Annotated in this window: 13 protein-coding genes and 1 riboswitch; of the genes, 2 read left to right on the forward strand and 11 right to left on the reverse strand. The window is 63.4% G+C overall.

From position 1 onward, the window contains the following. Window positions 1-170: 170 nt before the first annotated feature. From ACIPL0_RS04645 to ACIPL0_RS04680, 8 genes are all read right to left on the reverse strand, one after another. The gene (locus ACIPL0_RS04645) at window positions 171-398 is read right to left on the reverse strand and encodes a cysteine-rich CWC family protein (RefSeq protein WP_400593048.1); all 228 of its coding nucleotides are present in this window, start codon (window positions 396-398) and stop codon (window positions 171-173) included. Continuing rightward, window positions 395-1876, reverse strand: coding sequence for a diguanylate cyclase (locus ACIPL0_RS04650; protein WP_400593045.1), 1482 nt, complete (start codon window positions 1874-1876; stop codon window positions 395-397). The genes ACIPL0_RS04645 and ACIPL0_RS04650 overlap by 4 nt, the downstream gene beginning before the upstream one ends. Window positions 1877-2009: 133 nt before the next feature. Beyond that, window positions 2010-5651: an urea carboxylase gene (uca, locus tag ACIPL0_RS04655; RefSeq protein ID WP_400593042.1), complete on the reverse strand. Its 3642-nt coding sequence runs from the start codon at window positions 5649-5651 to the stop codon at window positions 2010-2012. Between the two features lie 125 nt (window positions 5652-5776). After that, window positions 5777-6403: an urea amidolyase associated protein UAAP2 gene (locus ACIPL0_RS04660; protein ID WP_400593039.1), complete on the reverse strand. Its 627-nt coding sequence runs from the start codon at window positions 6401-6403 to the stop codon at window positions 5777-5779. Between the two features lie 11 nt (window positions 6404-6414). Beyond that, the gene (locus ACIPL0_RS04665) at window positions 6415-7140 is read right to left on the reverse strand and encodes an urea amidolyase associated protein UAAP1 (RefSeq protein ID WP_400593036.1); all 726 of its coding nucleotides are present in this window, start codon (window positions 7138-7140) and stop codon (window positions 6415-6417) included. 12 nt (window positions 7141-7152) lie between these two features. After that, window positions 7153-7917: an ABC transporter ATP-binding protein gene (locus tag ACIPL0_RS04670; protein WP_400593033.1), complete on the reverse strand. Its 765-nt coding sequence runs from the start codon at window positions 7915-7917 to the stop codon at window positions 7153-7155. Continuing rightward, the gene (locus ACIPL0_RS04675; protein ID WP_400593030.1) at window positions 7914-8729 is read right to left on the reverse strand and encodes an ABC transporter permease; all 816 of its coding nucleotides are present in this window, start codon (window positions 8727-8729) and stop codon (window positions 7914-7916) included. Before ACIPL0_RS04675 ends, ACIPL0_RS04670 begins: the two co-directional genes overlap by 4 nt. Window positions 8730-8756: 27 nt before the next feature. Continuing rightward, window positions 8757-9824 (reverse strand): putative urea ABC transporter substrate-binding protein, encoded by a 1068-nt coding sequence (locus tag ACIPL0_RS04680; protein ID WP_400593027.1) that lies wholly within the window; start codon window positions 9822-9824, stop codon window positions 8757-8759. A gap of 61 nt (window positions 9825-9885) precedes the next feature. Next, window positions 9886-9987, reverse strand: a riboswitch (guanidine-I (ykkC/yxkD leader). A 276-nt stretch (window positions 9988-10263) separates the two neighbouring features. Between ACIPL0_RS04680 and ACIPL0_RS04685 the strand changes: the two genes are divergently transcribed. Further along, window positions 10264-10776: a hypothetical protein gene (locus tag ACIPL0_RS04685; RefSeq protein WP_400593024.1), complete on the forward strand. Its 513-nt coding sequence runs from the start codon at window positions 10264-10266 to the stop codon at window positions 10774-10776. 227 nt (window positions 10777-11003) lie between these two features. Here ACIPL0_RS04685 and ACIPL0_RS04690 read toward each other — a convergent pair whose 3' ends face one another. Next, window positions 11004-12116, reverse strand: a complete 1113-nt coding sequence (locus tag ACIPL0_RS04690; protein ID WP_400593021.1) for an enoyl-CoA hydratase/isomerase family protein — start codon at window positions 12114-12116, stop codon at window positions 11004-11006. Between the two features lie 184 nt (window positions 12117-12300). Between ACIPL0_RS04690 and ung the strand changes: the two genes are divergently transcribed. Continuing rightward, entirely contained in the window at window positions 12301-12996 is a 696-nt protein-coding gene (gene ung, locus ACIPL0_RS04695; protein WP_400593018.1) for a uracil-DNA glycosylase, read from the forward strand. Between the two features lie 681 nt (window positions 12997-13677). On the opposite strand, the gene ACIPL0_RS04700 is transcribed toward ung, so the two are convergent. Next, on the reverse strand, window positions 13678-14712 hold the full coding sequence (locus ACIPL0_RS04700; protein ID WP_400593015.1) for an AbrB family transcriptional regulator: 1035 nt from the start codon (window positions 14710-14712) through the stop codon (window positions 13678-13680). Further along, a complete protein-coding gene (locus ACIPL0_RS04705) occupies window positions 14705-16219 on the reverse strand; it encodes a tripartite tricarboxylate transporter permease (RefSeq protein WP_400593013.1) in 1515 nt (504 codons plus the stop codon). The genes ACIPL0_RS04700 and ACIPL0_RS04705 overlap by 8 nt, the downstream gene beginning before the upstream one ends. Window position 16220 lies beyond the last annotated feature (1 nt).

The raw sequence follows: 16220 nt of genomic DNA on the forward strand, positions 1-16220 counted from the left end.
GGGAGGGAGCCCTGCTCGCGAAGACGGCAGGACAGACAGCCCTGCATTGACTGGAATGACGCTTTCGCGAGCAGGGCTCCCTCCCACGAGGGAGCCGATTCCTACCTGATACGGCGGGTGTACCGCCGCATCGCGAATGAATTCGCTCCCACAACGGGTTTTCCAAACCGTTATGTCGAAGGGTGCGTCGCCTGTATGTCTTCGACCAGCCCGGCACATCGCGGGCACAGGCAGGATTTGTCGCGCAGTTCTTCCGGCAGCGCGGCCAGCACCGCAGGGTCGATGGTTGCGCTATAGCACCAGCAAGGCCGGTCCACGGTACGCGGATCGGCCAGAGTGCAGCGGTTGCTCAGGCCGCAGACAGGACAAGTATCGGCGCCTTGGAGGATGGTGTTCATGCCGGTTCGGCCATTTCCGTACAGACCCGGTTGCGTCCGCTTTGCTTGGCGCGGTAAAGCGCGTGGTCGGCGCGGGCAATCAGGCTCAACAAGGTGTCGTCGGGGTGCAGCTCGGTCAGGCCAAGGCTGACGGTGACCTGCAGGGCAGAGCCGGTGAACACGTAGGTGTGTTGCTCGGCCAGCAGGCGAATTTTCTCGGCGACGCGTCGGGCACCTTTGCTGTTGGTGTCCTTGAGCAGAATGATGAACTCCTCACCGCCCCAGCGGCAAATGATGTCGCTCTCGCGCAGGCAACGACGGACGTCTTCGGCAAAGCCGCTGAGCACTTGATCGCCGGCCAGATGGCCATGGGTGTCGTTGAGGCGCTTGAAGTGATCGAGGTCGAGCAGCATCGCCGACAGCGCCTTGTGCTCGCGACGGGCTTCGGCAATCGCGTCCATGGCGGTCTGATCGAAACCCCGGCGGTTGGGCAGGCCGGTCAGGCTGTCGAGCATGGCCTGGGTTTCGATGCGCAACTGGAAGCGGCGGATGACCCGGTTGAGCATGAACAGCACCACCAGCATCACCGCCAGACAGATCAGCAGGTTGAGGTACAGCGACTGACGGATCTCGTTCAGCGCGCCGTCTTCACGCTTGTCGACGAACAGGTACCAGTTCAGCTCGGGGATGTAGCGCACGTTGAGGAAATGCGCGTCGCCCAGGCTTTCGTATTGATAACTGCCGCTCTGCGGCTTGGGCATCTGCGCCTGCAATTCCTTGAGGTCCGGCAGTTCGCGCAGCACCTGGCCGATCTTCGCGCCCTGTGGGCCACCCTCGGCGCCAGTCAGCACCAGACGGCCAAAGGCGTCGACAAAGTACACGCTGCGCTGGTAGCGCTGCTGATAGCGGTCGATCAGTTTGATCACCGCGTCTACCGTCAGGCCGACGCCGGTGGCGCCGATGAAGTTGTCCTTGTAATCGAAGACCTTGTAGTTGATGAAGAAGGTCAGGTTGTCCTTGTTGGCGAGGTCCGGGTCGACGTTGATCTCGTACGGTTCGGCCATGTCGCGCACGCGGTAATACCAGACGTCGCGAGGCTCGTCGGGGCTGACTTTTTTCAGCACGCCCTTGGCCTGGTAGTAGGTCAGGCTGCGGTTGGAAACGAAGAAGGCGGTGTAGGCGCCGTAGTGATCCATCACCTCCTTGAGGTAACGGGTCATCTGTTGCGGGTCTTTCTCGCCGGCCACCACCCAGTCACGGACAAAGGTGTCGCGGGCCATCATCGAGGAGATCAGCACCGGGCGCACCAGGTCCTTCTGGATCTCCGAGTAGACCGTGTCCGAGGTCAGCGGCAGCTCGGTGTTGACGATGCTGTCTCGAATGGCGTCCCTTGATGCGAAATAGCTCAGCAAGGAGGTCGCCAGAAAGCCGCTCCCCAGAAGAATCACCAACGTCAACAGCAGGGAGCGTTGTGAATGGAGCGTGAAACGAAGGGGCATGACCAGTCCGCTTGATTAAGTAGTCCATTGATAAGGACATGCTAGCCTGCGGCCACCTTGTTGCGCCATGGTCGTCTTGCGTTTGCAGCGCTATCCGGACGAGACGCCAGGCATCCCGTCCGGATACCGGCGGTCAGTCCTGGCTTTCCAGGACCACCACCCGCTGACCGGCACGCACGGCAGAGCCGGGTTGCACGCGCACTTCGCGGACCACGCCGGCTTGTGGCGCCAGCAACGGGATCTCCATTTTCATCGACTCCAGGATCACCAGTACCTCGCCGGCTTCGACCCGCTGACCGACCTCGACCTGCACCTGCCAGAGGTTGCCGGCGATGTGGCTGTCGACGCTGCTCTGACCAGATTGTAGCGCCGTTTCTTCAGCGGTCTCGGCCACAGCTTCGTCGCTCTCGAACGTGGCCTGGCCGTTGGCGATCCAGCGTTCGCGTTCAGCGTTGAACGCACCCTGTTGCTGACTGCGGAACGCCGCAATGCTCTCGGCCTCTTTCGCCAGAAAGGTTTGATAGTCGGCCAGGTTGAGCGTGCTTTGTTCGATGCGCAGCGGGTAACGGCCCAGCGGGAAATCGCGACGAATCTTCAGCAGTTCGTCGGCGCCCACCGGGTAGAAACGGATCTGGTCGAAAAAGCGCAACAGCCACGGTTTGCCATCGAATGCTGCCACGGCGCGGTAGCGGTTCCACATCTGCAGGGTGCGGCCGACGAACTGATAACCGCCAGGGCCTTCCATGCCGTAGACGCACATGTAGGCGCCACCGATGCCCACCGAGTTTTCGGCGGTCCAGGTGCGCGCCGGGTTGTACTTGGTGGTGACCAGACGGTGGCGCGGGTCCAGCGGCGTCGCCACCGGCGCGCCGAGATAGACATCACCGAGGCCCATCACCAGATAGCTGGCGTCGAACACCGTGCGCTGCACTTCGTCGAGGTTGGGCAGGTCGTTGATGCGGCGGATGAACTCCAGGTTGCTCGGGCACCACGGCGCGTCCTTGCGCACGGTGGTCATGTATTTCTCGATCGCCAGCTGACAGGCCGGGTCGTCCCACGACAGCGGCAGGTGGACGATGCGCGACGGCACCTCCAGGTTCTTGCTGGCGCAGACCTCGTCCCATTCACCGGCAACGACGGCCAGCAGCTCGCTCAACGGCAGTTGCTCGGGCTGGTAATGCACCTGCAGCGAGCGGATGCCCGGCGTCAGGTCGATCACCCCCGGCAACTGTTTGCGTTCCAGCGCCTGCATCAGCGCGTGACCACGGAAGCGCAGCACCAGATCCAGTTCAGGGGCACCGATTTCCAGCAGCAGGTGCGTGTCGCCGGAGAGGCGGGCGACGAGGCGGGTGTCGCTGGAGCCGATGTCCAGCACGATCGGTGAGGTGACGCCGCCACCTTGTAGGAGTGAGCTTGCTCGCGATTGCGATGTTTCAGGCGACAGATAAATTTCGGATGTATCGCCCTCATCGCAAGCAAGCTTACTCCTACAAAAGAGGGCTCTGGCGTGCTCGACGCTAACGGGATGGAATCTGACTTTGTCGCCGGCCTTGAGCTGGCCCAGTTGCCACAGATCCGCCTCGATGATCGTCACCGGGCAGACGAACCCGCCCAGGCTCGGGCCGTCCGGGCCGAGAATCACCGGCATGTCACCGGTAAAGTCCACCGCGCCGATGGCATACGGGTTGTCGTGAATGTTCGACGGATGCAACCCGGCCTCGCCGCCGTCGGCACGTACCCACTCAGGCTTCGGCCCGATCAGGCGCACGCCGGTGCGGCTGGAGTTGAAGTGCACTTCCCAGTCGGTGGCGAAGAAGGTGTCGATGTAGTTTTCGGTGAAGTACTCCGGCGCGCCGTGAGGGCCGTAGATCACCCGGATGTCGCGCACCTCCGGCAGTTCGGCGATCTGCTCGGCAGGCAGTTGTTGGCCTGCGCTGTGATCGCTCAGCGGCGACAGGTGCAGCACGTCCCCGGCACGCAGCGCACGGCCGCCATGACCGCCGAACTGGCCGAGGGTGAAGGTGCTTTTGCTGCCCAGGTAATCCGGCACATCCAGCCCGCCGCGCAGGCACAGGTAGCTGCGCGCACCGGCACCGGCGATGGTGCCCAGGGTCAGGGTCGAACCGGCGGCGATGAACAGCGACTGGTTCATCGGCTGCGCGACGCCGTCCAGGGTCAATGGAATCACTGCGCCGGTCACCGCCACCACGGCGTCGGTGTTGAAGCGCAGGGTCGGGCCGCTCATGGTGATTTCCAGCGCAGCGCAGCCTTCCGGGTTGCCCAGCAGGCGGTTGCCCAGACGCAGCGAGCGGCTGTCCATCGGCCCCGACGGCGGCACGCCCACCGCCCAGTAGCCGAGACGGCCGGGGAAATCCTGCACGCTGGTCTGGGTGCCGCCGCTCAACACTTCCAGGGTGTCGGCACGATAGACCAGACCTTCCAGACAACGGGTCCACGGCTGGCCGCTGGCAAACGGTACGTCGGCGAGGATCTGCCGCAGGTAGTCACGGTTGGTTTCCACGCCGTACAGGTGCGTGTCGCGCAGTGCGCTGGACAGGCCGAGGCTGGCGGCGTCGCGATCCGGCGCCCAACTGATGACCTTGGCGATCATCGGGTCGAAGAACGGCGGGATCTCGCAACCGGCCTCGACCCAGGTGTCGATGCGCAATTGCCGACCATCGGCGGCAGGGAAGTCCACCGCCGTCAGCAGCCCCGGACTGGGCTGGAAATCCCGGCCCGGATCTTCCGCATACAGCCGCGCCTGAATCGCATGGCCGCTGGGTTTCAGGCCCGCTTGCAGTTCGGCCAGCGGCGGCAGATCACCGGCCGCCAGTTGCACCATCCAGCTCACCAGGTCCACGCCCCACACCTGTTCGGTGACGCCATGCTCGACCTGCAAACGGGTGTTCACTTCGAGGAAATAGAAACGCTGATCATCGCTGTCGAAGACGAATTCCACGGTGCCGGCACTGCGGTAGCTGACTGCTTTCGCCAGTTTGATCGCCGCGGCGCACAGGGCCTCGGCCATGCCATCGGGCAGGTTCGGCGCCGGGGTTTCTTCGAGGACTTTCTGGTTGCGCCGTTGCACCGAACAGTCGCGCACGCCCAGGGCGATGACCCCGCCGCGACCGTCACCGAACACCTGCACTTCCAGATGGCGGGCGCGCTGGATGTACTTCTCCAGAAACACGCCGGCATCGCTGAAGTTGTTTTGGCCCAGACGCTTGACCGCCTCGAACGACTCGCTCAGTTCGCCGGCATTGCGGCAGACGCGCATGCCAATGCCGCCGCCGCCTGCGGTGCTTTTCAGCATCACTGGATAGCCGATGGCGTCGGCCGCGCCCAGCGCATCCGCGAGGCTGTCCAGCAGCTCGGTGCCCTCCAGCATTGGCACGCCGTGCTGTTTGGCCAGGGCACGGGCGGTGTGCTTGAGGCCGAACACCCGCAGTTGCTCTGGCGTCGGGCCGACAAAGGCGATGCCGACGTCTTCGCAGGCCTGGGCGAACCCGGCGTTTTCCGAGAGAAAACCGTAACCGGGGTGGATGGCTTTGGCGCCGCTGCTTTTGGCAATCGCCAGAATCTTGTCCACCGCCAGATAGGTGCTGGCCGCGCCACCTTCGCCGAGGCTGTGGGCCTGGTCGGCTTGAAGAATGTGCAGGCTGGCGGCGTCGGCTTCGGAGTAGACCGCCACGCCCTCGACATTCAGGTCGCGCAGGGTGCGCAGGATGCGGCAGGCAATGGCGCCGCGGTTGGCGATCAGCAATGTGTCGAACATGTTTTTTTACCCCTGGGACCGACCGTCATCGGTCCCCAACCGGGTAGCGGGCCGTCCCGCTGTTGTACGCGTTGCGCGAAGGCCGTCCCTCGCGCCGAAAACTTGAGTTCGTCAGTGGCTGACGATCAATTCCAGACCAGCAGTTCAGCGGGCGTCGGGTTGTAGCCGTTGCACGGATTGTTCAACTGCGGGCAGTTGGAAATCAGCACGATCACGTCCATTTCCGCGCGCAGCTCGACGTACTTGCCGGCGCCGGAAATGCCGTCTTCGAAGGTCAGCCCGCCTTCGGCCGTGACCGGCACGTTCATGAAGAAGTTGATGTTCGGGCTGATGTCGCGCTTGCCCAGCCGACCGTCATGGGCGCAGGCGCGCAGGTAGTTGTCGCGGCAGCTGTGCATGTGGCGCTTTTCCAGGGCGTAGCGCACGGTGTTGCTCTCTTGCGCGCAGGCGCCGCCGAGGGTGTCGTGGCGGCCGCAGGTGTCCTCGACGATGGTCAGCATCGGTTTGCCGAGGTTGGAATACAGCACGCTGCCTTTGCTCAGGTAGACGTTGTTCTGGCGACGCAGGGTGCGTTGCACGTCGTAACGCTCGCGTGGGTTGGCCAGGCTGTAGAACAGCGTGTCGACCGCCTGATTGCCTTCCAGGTCCAGCAGGCGCAGGGTCTGCCCGGCCTTGAGTTCGGTCAGCGACGGTTCGCCGGCCGGAATGTGAGTGATCGAAACAGGGGCGGATTTCACGGCAGCAGAAGTCATGGCAGGCCTCCTCAGGCGAACAGGCGGTCGGTGTTGATGAAGCCGCGCACGTTTTCTTCGCGCGAAGTGCGGCAGTGTTCGGCGACGCTGGCGTCGGCCTTCATCCAGCTCAGCTTGACCGGCTGCGGGGCGTATTCGGGGTTGGGGTCCATCGGGTGTTGCAGGGCGGTCATGACCACCAGTGTGTCCATCGGTGCGTACAGCTCGATGTAGTCGCCGGCGGTCGAGTTGCCGGGGACGAAGGCCAGGGTGCCGCGCTCGTCGACGTTGACCCGGCTGAACAGGTTCAGGGTCATCAGCAGGTCGGACAGACCCAGCCCCCATTTGCCCATTTCCACCAGCAGGTTGTCGGCGCCGTTGCGGAAGAAGCCGTTGCGCAGTTCCTGATAACGCCCCTGGCCATATTTTTCGGCGACTTCATCGGCGCACAGCACGCCGCCGAGGCTGTCGCTCCAGCCGCAGGTGTCGGCGGTGATCGCTGCCAGCACGCGGCCCATGTCCGAGTACAGGCAATGGCCGGCGGTGAGTTTGGCGGTGTGCTGGCATTTGAGGCTGTCGGGCAGGTTCAGGCGCTCGGTTTTTTCCTGGGCATTGAACAGCGTCAGGCTGACGTTGGCGTTGCCGTTGAGGTCGGTCAGGCGCAGCAGTTCGCCGCGCTTGAGCACGAACGACAGGTGGCCGCCGCCGGGCAGCAGCTCTTCGGCGAATACAGGGAACACAGCAGTGGAGTCAGTCATGGGAAAAATCCTTCAGGCCGTTTGCAGCGATTCAAGGGCCGCGCGGGCAGCACGGCGGTCGCTGTTCAGGGGAATGTCGTAAGTGATGCGGGCGCCATAGGCACCGGGGGCGTGCGGGTCGTGGCGGACCTTGTCGAACACCATCAGGCGGGTGCCGAGATTGAAGCCTTCGGACAGGTCGTGGGTGACCATGAACACCGTCAGCTTGGTCTCGCGCCACAGCTCCAGCAGCAGGGCGTGCATGTCCTTGCGGATGCCCGGGTCGAGCGCACCGAATGGCTCGTCGAGCAGCAGCACACGGGGTTTCATGATCAGCGCCTGGGCGATGGCCAGACGCTGCTGCATGCCGCCGGACAGTTGCGTCGGGTATTTGTCCAGCGCGTGGCCGAGGCCGACTTTGTGCAGCAGTGCCGCCGCCTGTTCGCGGGCTTCACGCTTGGCCTTGCCGAACAGCCGGCCGAGCAGCGCGGAGCGCGGCAACTCCAGCCCCAGCGCGACGTTGTCCAGCACCGACAGATGCGGGAACACCGAATAGCGTTGAAACACCACGCCACGGCTGGCGTCCGGTTCTTTTGCCAGCGGCTGACCGTCGAGCAGGATCGAGCCTTTGCTCGGCACTTCCTGACCCAACAGCAGGCGCAGAAAGGTGGATTTGCCGCAGCCGGAAGCACCGACCAGGGTGCAGAATTCGCCCTCGGCAATGCTCAGGTTGAGGCCTTCGAGCACCACCTGATCGCCGTATTGCTGCCAGACGTTGTTGACCGAAATAAAGCTCATGGGCGTGCCCCCTCATACCAGGGAAAGGCCTTGCGGGTCAGCGCTTTCAGGCCCCAGTCCATCAGCCAGGCGAGCAGGGTGATCCACACCACGTAGGGCAGGATCATGTCCATTGCCAGATAGCGCCGCACCAGAAAGATCCGGTAACCCAGACCGTCAGTGGAGGCGATGGCTTCGGCGGCGATCAGGAACAGCCACGCCGAGCCCAGCACCAGACGCAGCGCAATGAGCAGACGCGGCAGCAATTGCGGCAGCACCACACGCAGGATCAGGGTCCAGGTCGAAGCGCCGAGGGTCTGCGCCTTGATCAGCAGCTCGACCGGAATTTCCCGGGCGCGCTGTTCCAGATCACGGGCCAGCACCGGGGTGATGCCGATGACGATCAGCATCACCTTCGACAGCTCGCCCAGACCGAAGACGATGAACAGGATCGGCAGGATCGCCAGCGGCGGCACCATCGACAGCACCGTCAGCAATGGCGACAGTGGCGCACCGAACAACGGCAGCACGCCGGAGGCGATGCCCAGGCACAGGCCGACCACGGCACTGATCGCAAGGCCGATCGCCAGCCTTTGCAGGCTGGAGGCGGTGTCCTGCCAGAGCAGGTATTCGCCGGTGCGTTGATCGGGTTCGATCGCCACACGTTTGATCGCGTCAGTCATCTGCACCGCGCTGGGCAGCAGCTTGTCGTTGGGGTTTTCCGTCAGCCGTGTCGCCGAGCCTGTGAAGTAGGCGAACAGCAACAGGGCGAACGGCAGGATCACCAGGATCAGACGGCTGGCACCATCGGGGCGGCGGTTTATCAAGCGCATGGCAAATAACCTGTGTGGAGCGGATTCTTACAACTTGCCGTCAGCGGCCATTTGCACGTAGCTCGGATCGAAGTGCAGCTTGAGATTGCCCTTGTCGCCTTCGGTGGCGTTGTTGGCGAAGGTCATGCCCACGGCGCTGGAGTCCTTGGCGCCTTCGCCGAGCAGGCCGTGTTCGAAGGAGAAGTCGGCGACTTTGCGCATGGTGGTCGGCAGTTGCTTGCTGGTGGCGAATTCCAGCGCTTCTTTCGGTGTGGCGAACAGCTTGGTGGTGTCCAGTTGCGACTGGAAACCCGCCAGGTCGGTGCCCGAAGCTTTGGCCATGTGCTCAAGCGCGTTCTTGGCTTCGGCGTTTTTCGCGTTCATCAGCGCGACCACTTCGAACCATGCGCCGGTCAGTGCCTTGCCCAGTGCCGGGTTGTCTTTCAGGGTCTGGGTGTTGACCACCATCATGTCCATGATCTCGCCGGGGATCTTGCTGGAGTCGAACACTTCGGTGACGCCGGGCTTGGCCTTGATTTCCGAGAGCATCGGGTTCCAGGTGGTCACGGCCTTGACTTGAGTGGTGTCGAATGCGGCAGCGATGTCGGCGTCGGAGGTGTTGACCACTTTCAGGTCTTTCTCGGTCAGGTCCACCGAATCCAGCGCGCGGGCCAGCAGGTAGTGCGAGACCGACAGCTCGACCAGATTGACGTCCATGCCCTTGAGGTCGCTGACCTTCTTGCCGTCACCCTTGAGCACGATGCCGTCGTTGCCGTTGGAGAAGTCGCTGACCACCAGCGCGGTGCTTTCCACGCCGCCGGCGGCCGGAATGGTCAGGGCGTCCATGTTGGTCATGGTGCAACCGTCGAACTGGCCGGCGGTGTACTGGTTGATCGATTCGACGTAGTCGTTGAGCTGAGTGACCTTGACGTTGATGCCGTATTTCTTCGCCCACTTGTCGACGATGCCTTGAGTCCCTGCGTATTCCCACGGCATCCAGCCGGCATAGATCGTCCAGCAGACGTTGAAGTCCTTTTTCGGGGCGGCATGGGCCGAGAGGCTGAGGGCGGCGACGAGGCCCGCGGTGAACAGAGCGGACAGACGGGATTTTTGCATCGGAAAAACCTCCAGTAGCGAAAAAGGGCGGTCAGGAGTACGGCGACACCACTGGTGTCCTGTCTCCCGGGCTTTTATCCCGCCGTGTAACCTCTACTGGAGGTCGCCGACTCTCGGACCAGCCACTCGCTTCTGGCGAGCCGGAACCCTAGTCGGCTATTGCAAATTGTGGTGCCGCGAACCTGAGTTGACTCCTGCACGTAATGTCTTAAGCGAGAGTTGTGCCAAGTTGTTGCAGGCCTTGTGTTTCGCAGGGCAGGAGAGGGGGAGGTGATTTCAGGGAGCGAATCGTGCACCGTTGCGGGGCGCCGTCCAGCGGCTGAGGCTTGAGCTGGGGCACTCGGACGGGATTTTGCGGTCAGAGTTTACGTTCTCGGCAGTTTCGGGAACGCCGACCAGCGCCGCTGGTTCGAGCTCTATCGCGGTCCAGGAGGCCGCCATGTATCGACGAAGCTTGCTCACCGTTTTGATGACTCTGTCTCTAGCAGGTTGCTACGGAGGCTATTACGAATCAGACACCTACACGCAGCCGGTCTATAGCAGCGGCTACAGCAGCGGCTACGTGTATGACGGTTACCGACCTTATGGCCCGACCGGGTTTTACTCGGACCGCAGTTATTACTATTCATCGCCGCGGTATTACTCGCCGCCGCGTTATTACGCCCCGCCTCCTCGCTATTACGGGCCAGGTTACGGCGGCGGGCGTCCCGGTTGGGGCGGTGACCGTCCAGGTTGGGGTGGTGGTTATCATCCGGGCTCCGGTTTCCGTCCTCCTCCCGGCCCACGGCCCGGCGGTGGCGGCCCTCCACCCGGTCGCCCAGGCTGGGGCGGCAACCCTGGCGGCGGGGGAGGCGGCGGTCACATGCCCGGCCGTCCGGGTGGCGGCAACTTCCGCGAGGACGGCAATTTCGGTCGTGGCGGACACGGTGGCCCCGGTGGCGGCAACCGCTGATGCAGACAATGACGGCGCTCAACGGAGCGCCGTTTTTTATGGTGCTGACGCCGTATTGTGTTGACGTCGCCCCCTTGTAGGAGCTGGCTTGTCCTGCGACCGGCGACGAAGTCGTCGTAAATCCTGTATACGCGGAGTGTCAGGAATACATAGTCGACAGAGTTCACGACTGCTTCGCAGTCGATCGCAGGGCAAGCCAGCTCCTACAGGTTTTAATCTTCCGGCAATCAATACTCCGACAAATCCGCCAACGGATGCCGCCCCTCCCAGGCCTTCTCGAAGTGCGCGTCGATCACCGCAAGCGGAATGGTCGCGATGTCCTGCCAGTGCCAGCGCGGCTTCTGGTCCTTGTCGATCAGCCGCGCGCGTACCCCTTCGGCGAATTCCGGATGTCGGCAGCAATTGAGGCTCATGCAGTACTCCATCCGAAACACCTCGGCCAGCGACAGGTGCCGCGCCCGCTGGATCTGCTCCCAGACCAGCCGCGCCGTCATCGGGCAGCCGTCGGTCAAGGTCTTCGCCGCCTTCGCCAGCAGAGCATCCTGTGCATGCAATTGGTGCTTCAGAGCATTCCACGCGCAGGGCGCGTCGGCGACGTCCAGCAGGGCGTCGATGGTCTGCCGGCGCGGCAGCCACTGGGCCTGGGGCATCTGCCCGACGGCTTCCTGTTGCAGCGCCTTGAACAGGCTGTTGAGCTGCACCGCAGTCTGTTCCTGCCAGTTCAATTGCAGCAGACGGTCGATCATCTCCTCCTGCTGATCGTCGAGCAGAAAACGGTCGGCCAGATCCAGATCCAGCGCGTCGCGGCCATTGATGTGAGCGCCGGTGAGGCCGAGAAACAGCCCCAGTTTCCCGGGCAGCCGCGACAGAAACCAACTGGCGCCGACATCCGGGTACAGGCCGATACTGATTTCCGGCATTGCCAGCCGGCTGCTTGGCGTCACCACGCGAATACTGGCGCCTTGCAACAGGCCCATGCCACCGCCCAGTACATAACCATGGCCCCAGGCGATCAGCGGTTTTGGGTAGGTGTGCAGCTTGTAGTCCAGGCGGTACTCGGCGGCGAAGAATTGCGCGGCCAGCGGCGGCACCTTGCCCGGCTTGCCACGCCCGGCTTCGACCAGCGCGCGCACGTCGCCGCCGGCGCAGAACGCCCGTTCGCCATTGCCGCGCAGCACCACGCAGACGATCTGCGGATCGCTGGCCCAGGCATCGAGACGGTCCTGCAGGGCAAGGATCATCGGCAGGGACAAGGCATTCAGGGATTTTTCCGCATCCAGCGTGGCGATCCCCAGGCGGGCACCGTCGGTTCCGGTCAGCTCTTCGAATTGCAGATTCATCGCGACCTCTTGTCAGTGGTACGGGTATCTATCAAGGCTGTGAGTCGCGCCGGTGCCGGGAAGTTGCACGGCAGGCGATGCAGTGAAGTGTAGAAAAGCCGTGGTGCGCCGCACTGGAAATACGCACTGGAAATAATGAGCGGCAATCCCTAAAGTCCGTCCGGTGTTTTTCCCGGACAAGATCATGACAAGCGACGACCGCATCAAACTGGAGCCCAGCTGGAAGCAGGCCCTGCGCGAAGAATTCGAAAAGCCCTACATGGGCGAGCTGCGCGAGTTTCTGCGCCAGGAACATGCCGCCGGCAAGGAAATCTATCCGCCGGGCCCGCTGATCTTCAACGCGCTCAACTCCACGCCGCTGGACAACGTGAAAGTGGTGATCCTTGGTCAGGACCCCTACCACGGCCCGGGTCAGGCCCATGGTTTGTGCTTCTCGGTGCAGCCGGGCATCGCTACGCCGCCGTCGCTGGTCAACATCTATAAAGAGCTCAAGCGCGACCTCAACATCGACATCCCCAACCACGGTTACCTGCAATCGTGGGCCGACCAGGGCGTGCTGATGCTCAACACCACGCTGACCGTCGAACGCGCCAACGCCGCGTCACACGCCGGGCGTGGCTGGCAGCATTTCACCGACAGGGTGATTGAAGTGGTCAGTGCCCAGCAGGAGCATCTGGTATTTCTGCTGTGGGGCTCCCATGCGCAGGGCAAGAAGAAGCTGATTGACGCGACCAAACACCTGATCCTGACCTCGGTCCACCCCTCGCCACTGTCGGCCTATCGCGGATTTCTGGGATGCGGACACTTCGGCATGGCCAACCGCTTCCTCGAACAGAACGGCCTGGCACCGATTGATTGGCGTTTGCCGGCCAGTGTTTGACGTGAACCTGTAGGAGCTGGCTTGTCCTGCGACCGGCGACGAAGTCGTCGTAAACCCGGGACACGCGGTGTATCTGACGTAACCGAGGCGTCCGGTTTTGCTGCCGCTGCGCGCCAGATCGCGGGCAAGCCAGCTCCTACGCCTGCGGCAGAATCAAAAGCGAGGGTGTGTACCGAACCCGTAGCAGTCCGGCTCGCCGGCGGCAGCGATCTGAAGCCCGCCAACGCCGGCAAGCCGGACGGCTACAGATAATTCGCCGCCGACCTGTAGGAGCTGGCTTGTCCTGCTACCGGCTGCGGAGCAGTCGTAAAACCTGTGTACGCGGGGTATCTGACGCAACCGAGGCGTCCGGTTTTACTGCCGCTGCGCGCCAGATCGCAGGACAAGCCAGCTCCTACGCTTGCGGCAGAATCAAAAGCGACCGAACCCGTAGCAGTCCGGCTTGCCGGCGGCAGCGATCTCAAGCCCGCCAACGCCAGCAAGCCGCACTACTACAGACAAGACGCCGCTGACCTGTAGGAGCTGGCTTGTCCTGCGAGCGGCGACGAAGTCGTCGTAAAACCTGTGCACGCGGTGTATCTGACGCAACCGAGCCGCCCGGTTTTGCTGTCGCTGCGCGCCAGATCGCAGGACAAGCGCGCTCCTACGCCTGCGGCAGAATCAGGAGCGACGGCGCGCGCATCACACGGCAGGCTGTCGATTCCAATAGCGAAACAACGGCTCGGCCAGAAACAGCACGAACAGCAGCCGCATCACCTGCATCGCCGTCACCAGCGGCACCGACAGTTGCAGCACCTCGGCCGTCAGGCTCATTTCGGCGATGCCGCCGGGCATCATGCCCAGGGTCAGCGAGCGCAGGTCCAGGTGGGTGGCGGCGCTCAACAGCCAGGCACAGCACGCCGCGATGCTCATGGTCAGCGCGGTGCCCAGCAGGGTCCGGCCCATGAATGACGGCGCACGGCGAAAGAACGCGCGGTTGAAGTGACAGCCCAGACCGCTGCCGATCAGCCACTGGCCCATCTGGCTGCCACCGTCAGGCAGGCCAATGTGCAGATCGAAACTGATGCTGATCATGGCGCTGACCAGCAGCGGCCCGAACAACCACGGGTTGGGTTGCTTCAGGCGTTGCCAAATGCAGGCGACCAGTCCGCCCAGCGGAAACAGCAGCGCCAGCCACGACCAGTCGACCGCACCCTCATGGGACAGCTGCACGCCGTTGCCCATCAGGTACTTGAAGATCGCCGGCACGCACAGCACCACCGCCAGCACCCGCAGGCTCTGACCGGCCGCGACGTTGCTGAGGATTGCACCGTTGCGCGCGCCGAGGTTGACCATCTCGCCGGAACCGCCCGGCATGCTGGAAAAGAACGCGGTGGCCCGGTCTTCACCGGTGCGCAGCATCAGCCACACGCCCACCACGCTGGACAGTGTGGTGACCAGTGCACCGATGAAGATCAGGCCGAAATGGGAAAGGACTTGTTCGATGACCACCGGGGTGAAGTGCAGGCCGATGCCGATGCCCACCACCCATTGGCCGCATTTGCGGCCGCCGGGGATTTCAGTCAGTTGGAACGGGGTCAGGCAGCGCACCAGGATGATCGCCAGCAACGAGCCGACCATCCAGGGCAGCGGCCAGCCGACCTGGCTGGCGAGGTAGCCGCCCAGCAGGCCGACCAGCGGTGTGGCCCACCAGGTCTTGAACGTTCGGTCAGGCATCGGCGAGGGCACGACGCTGAACACTGCGCTTGCGCCAGATGCGCAGCAGCGGCAACACCAGCATGAACGCGGTCACCACCCAGACACCGAGGGTGATCGGGCTGGACCAGAGGATGTCCATCGAACCGTTGGAGATCGACAGCGCGCGACGCAGGTTCTGCTCCATCAGACCGCCGAGGATGAAGCCCAGCAGGATCGGCGACAGCGGGAAGTCCAGCTTGCGCAGGATGTAACCGAAGATGCCGATGCCGACCATCAGGAACAGGTCGAAGGTGGTCGCGTGCACGGCGTAGACGCCGATCCCGGTGATGATCGCGATGACCGGTACCAGCGCCCAGTTCGGCACGGCGAGGATGCGGGTGAACACGCGGATCATCGGGATGTTGAGGATCACCAGCATGATGTTGGCGACGAACAACGACGCGATCAGGCCCCAGACGATGTCCGGTTGCTGTTGGAACAGCAGCGGGCCGGGGGTGATGTTGTACAGCGACAGCGCGCCGATCATCACCGCCGTGGTGCCCGAACCCGGTACGCCGAGGGTCAGCATCGGCACCAGCGCGCCACAGGCGGTCGCACCGATGGCTGTTTCAGGCGCAGCCAGGCCGCGCATGTCGCCCTGGCCGAACTTGCCGCTGGCCCCGGCGATGCGTTTTTCGGTCATGTAGGTCACGGCGCTGGCCAAGGTCGCACCGGCACCCGGCAACACGCCCATGATGAAACCCATCAGGCCGCAACGGATGTTGACGACGAAGACCGAGCTGGCTTCCTTAAAGTTGAACAGCATGCGCCCGGTGGCCTTGACCGCTTCCTGGCCGCGGTGGGTTTTCTCCAGCAACAGCAGGATTTCGCTGATCGAGAACAGACCCAGCACCAGCACCACGAACTGAATGCCATCGGCCAGGTGGATGTTGTCCCCGGTGAAACGGTACACGCCGCTGTTGGCGTCGATGCCGATGGCCGACAGGAACAGGCCGATCAGCGCGGCAATGAACGTCTTCAATGGACGGTCACCGGCCATGCCGCCGAGGCAGACAATGGCAAACACCATCAGCACGAAATACTCCGCCGGGCCGAAGGCAATTGCCCACTTCGCCAATAGCGGGGCGAACATCACCATGCCGCAGGTGGCGATCAGTGCGCCGATGAACGAACTCCAGGCCGACAGCGACAGCGCCACGCCAGCCAGACCCTGACGGGCCATCGGGTAACCGTCCAGCGCGGTCATGACAGTGGAGGCTTCGCCTGGAATGTTCAGCAGGATCGAACTGATCCGGCCGCCGTATTCGCAGCCCAGATACACCGCAGCCAGCAGGATCAGCGCCGATTCCGGCGGCAGGCCAAGCGCGAACGCGATGGGGATCAGCAGCGCCACGCCGTTGATCGGACCCAGGCCCGGCAGCAGGCCGACGATGGTGCCGATCAGGGTGCCGGACAGGGCAGTGACCAGGTTGTACGGCGTCAGCGCGACGCCGAAGCCCTGGCCGAGATAACCGAGAGTATCCATA

Source organism: Pseudomonas sp. NPDC090208 (genome assembly GCF_044746785.1).
In the GTDB taxonomy this organism is placed as follows: domain Bacteria; phylum Pseudomonadota; class Gammaproteobacteria; order Pseudomonadales; family Pseudomonadaceae; genus Aquipseudomonas.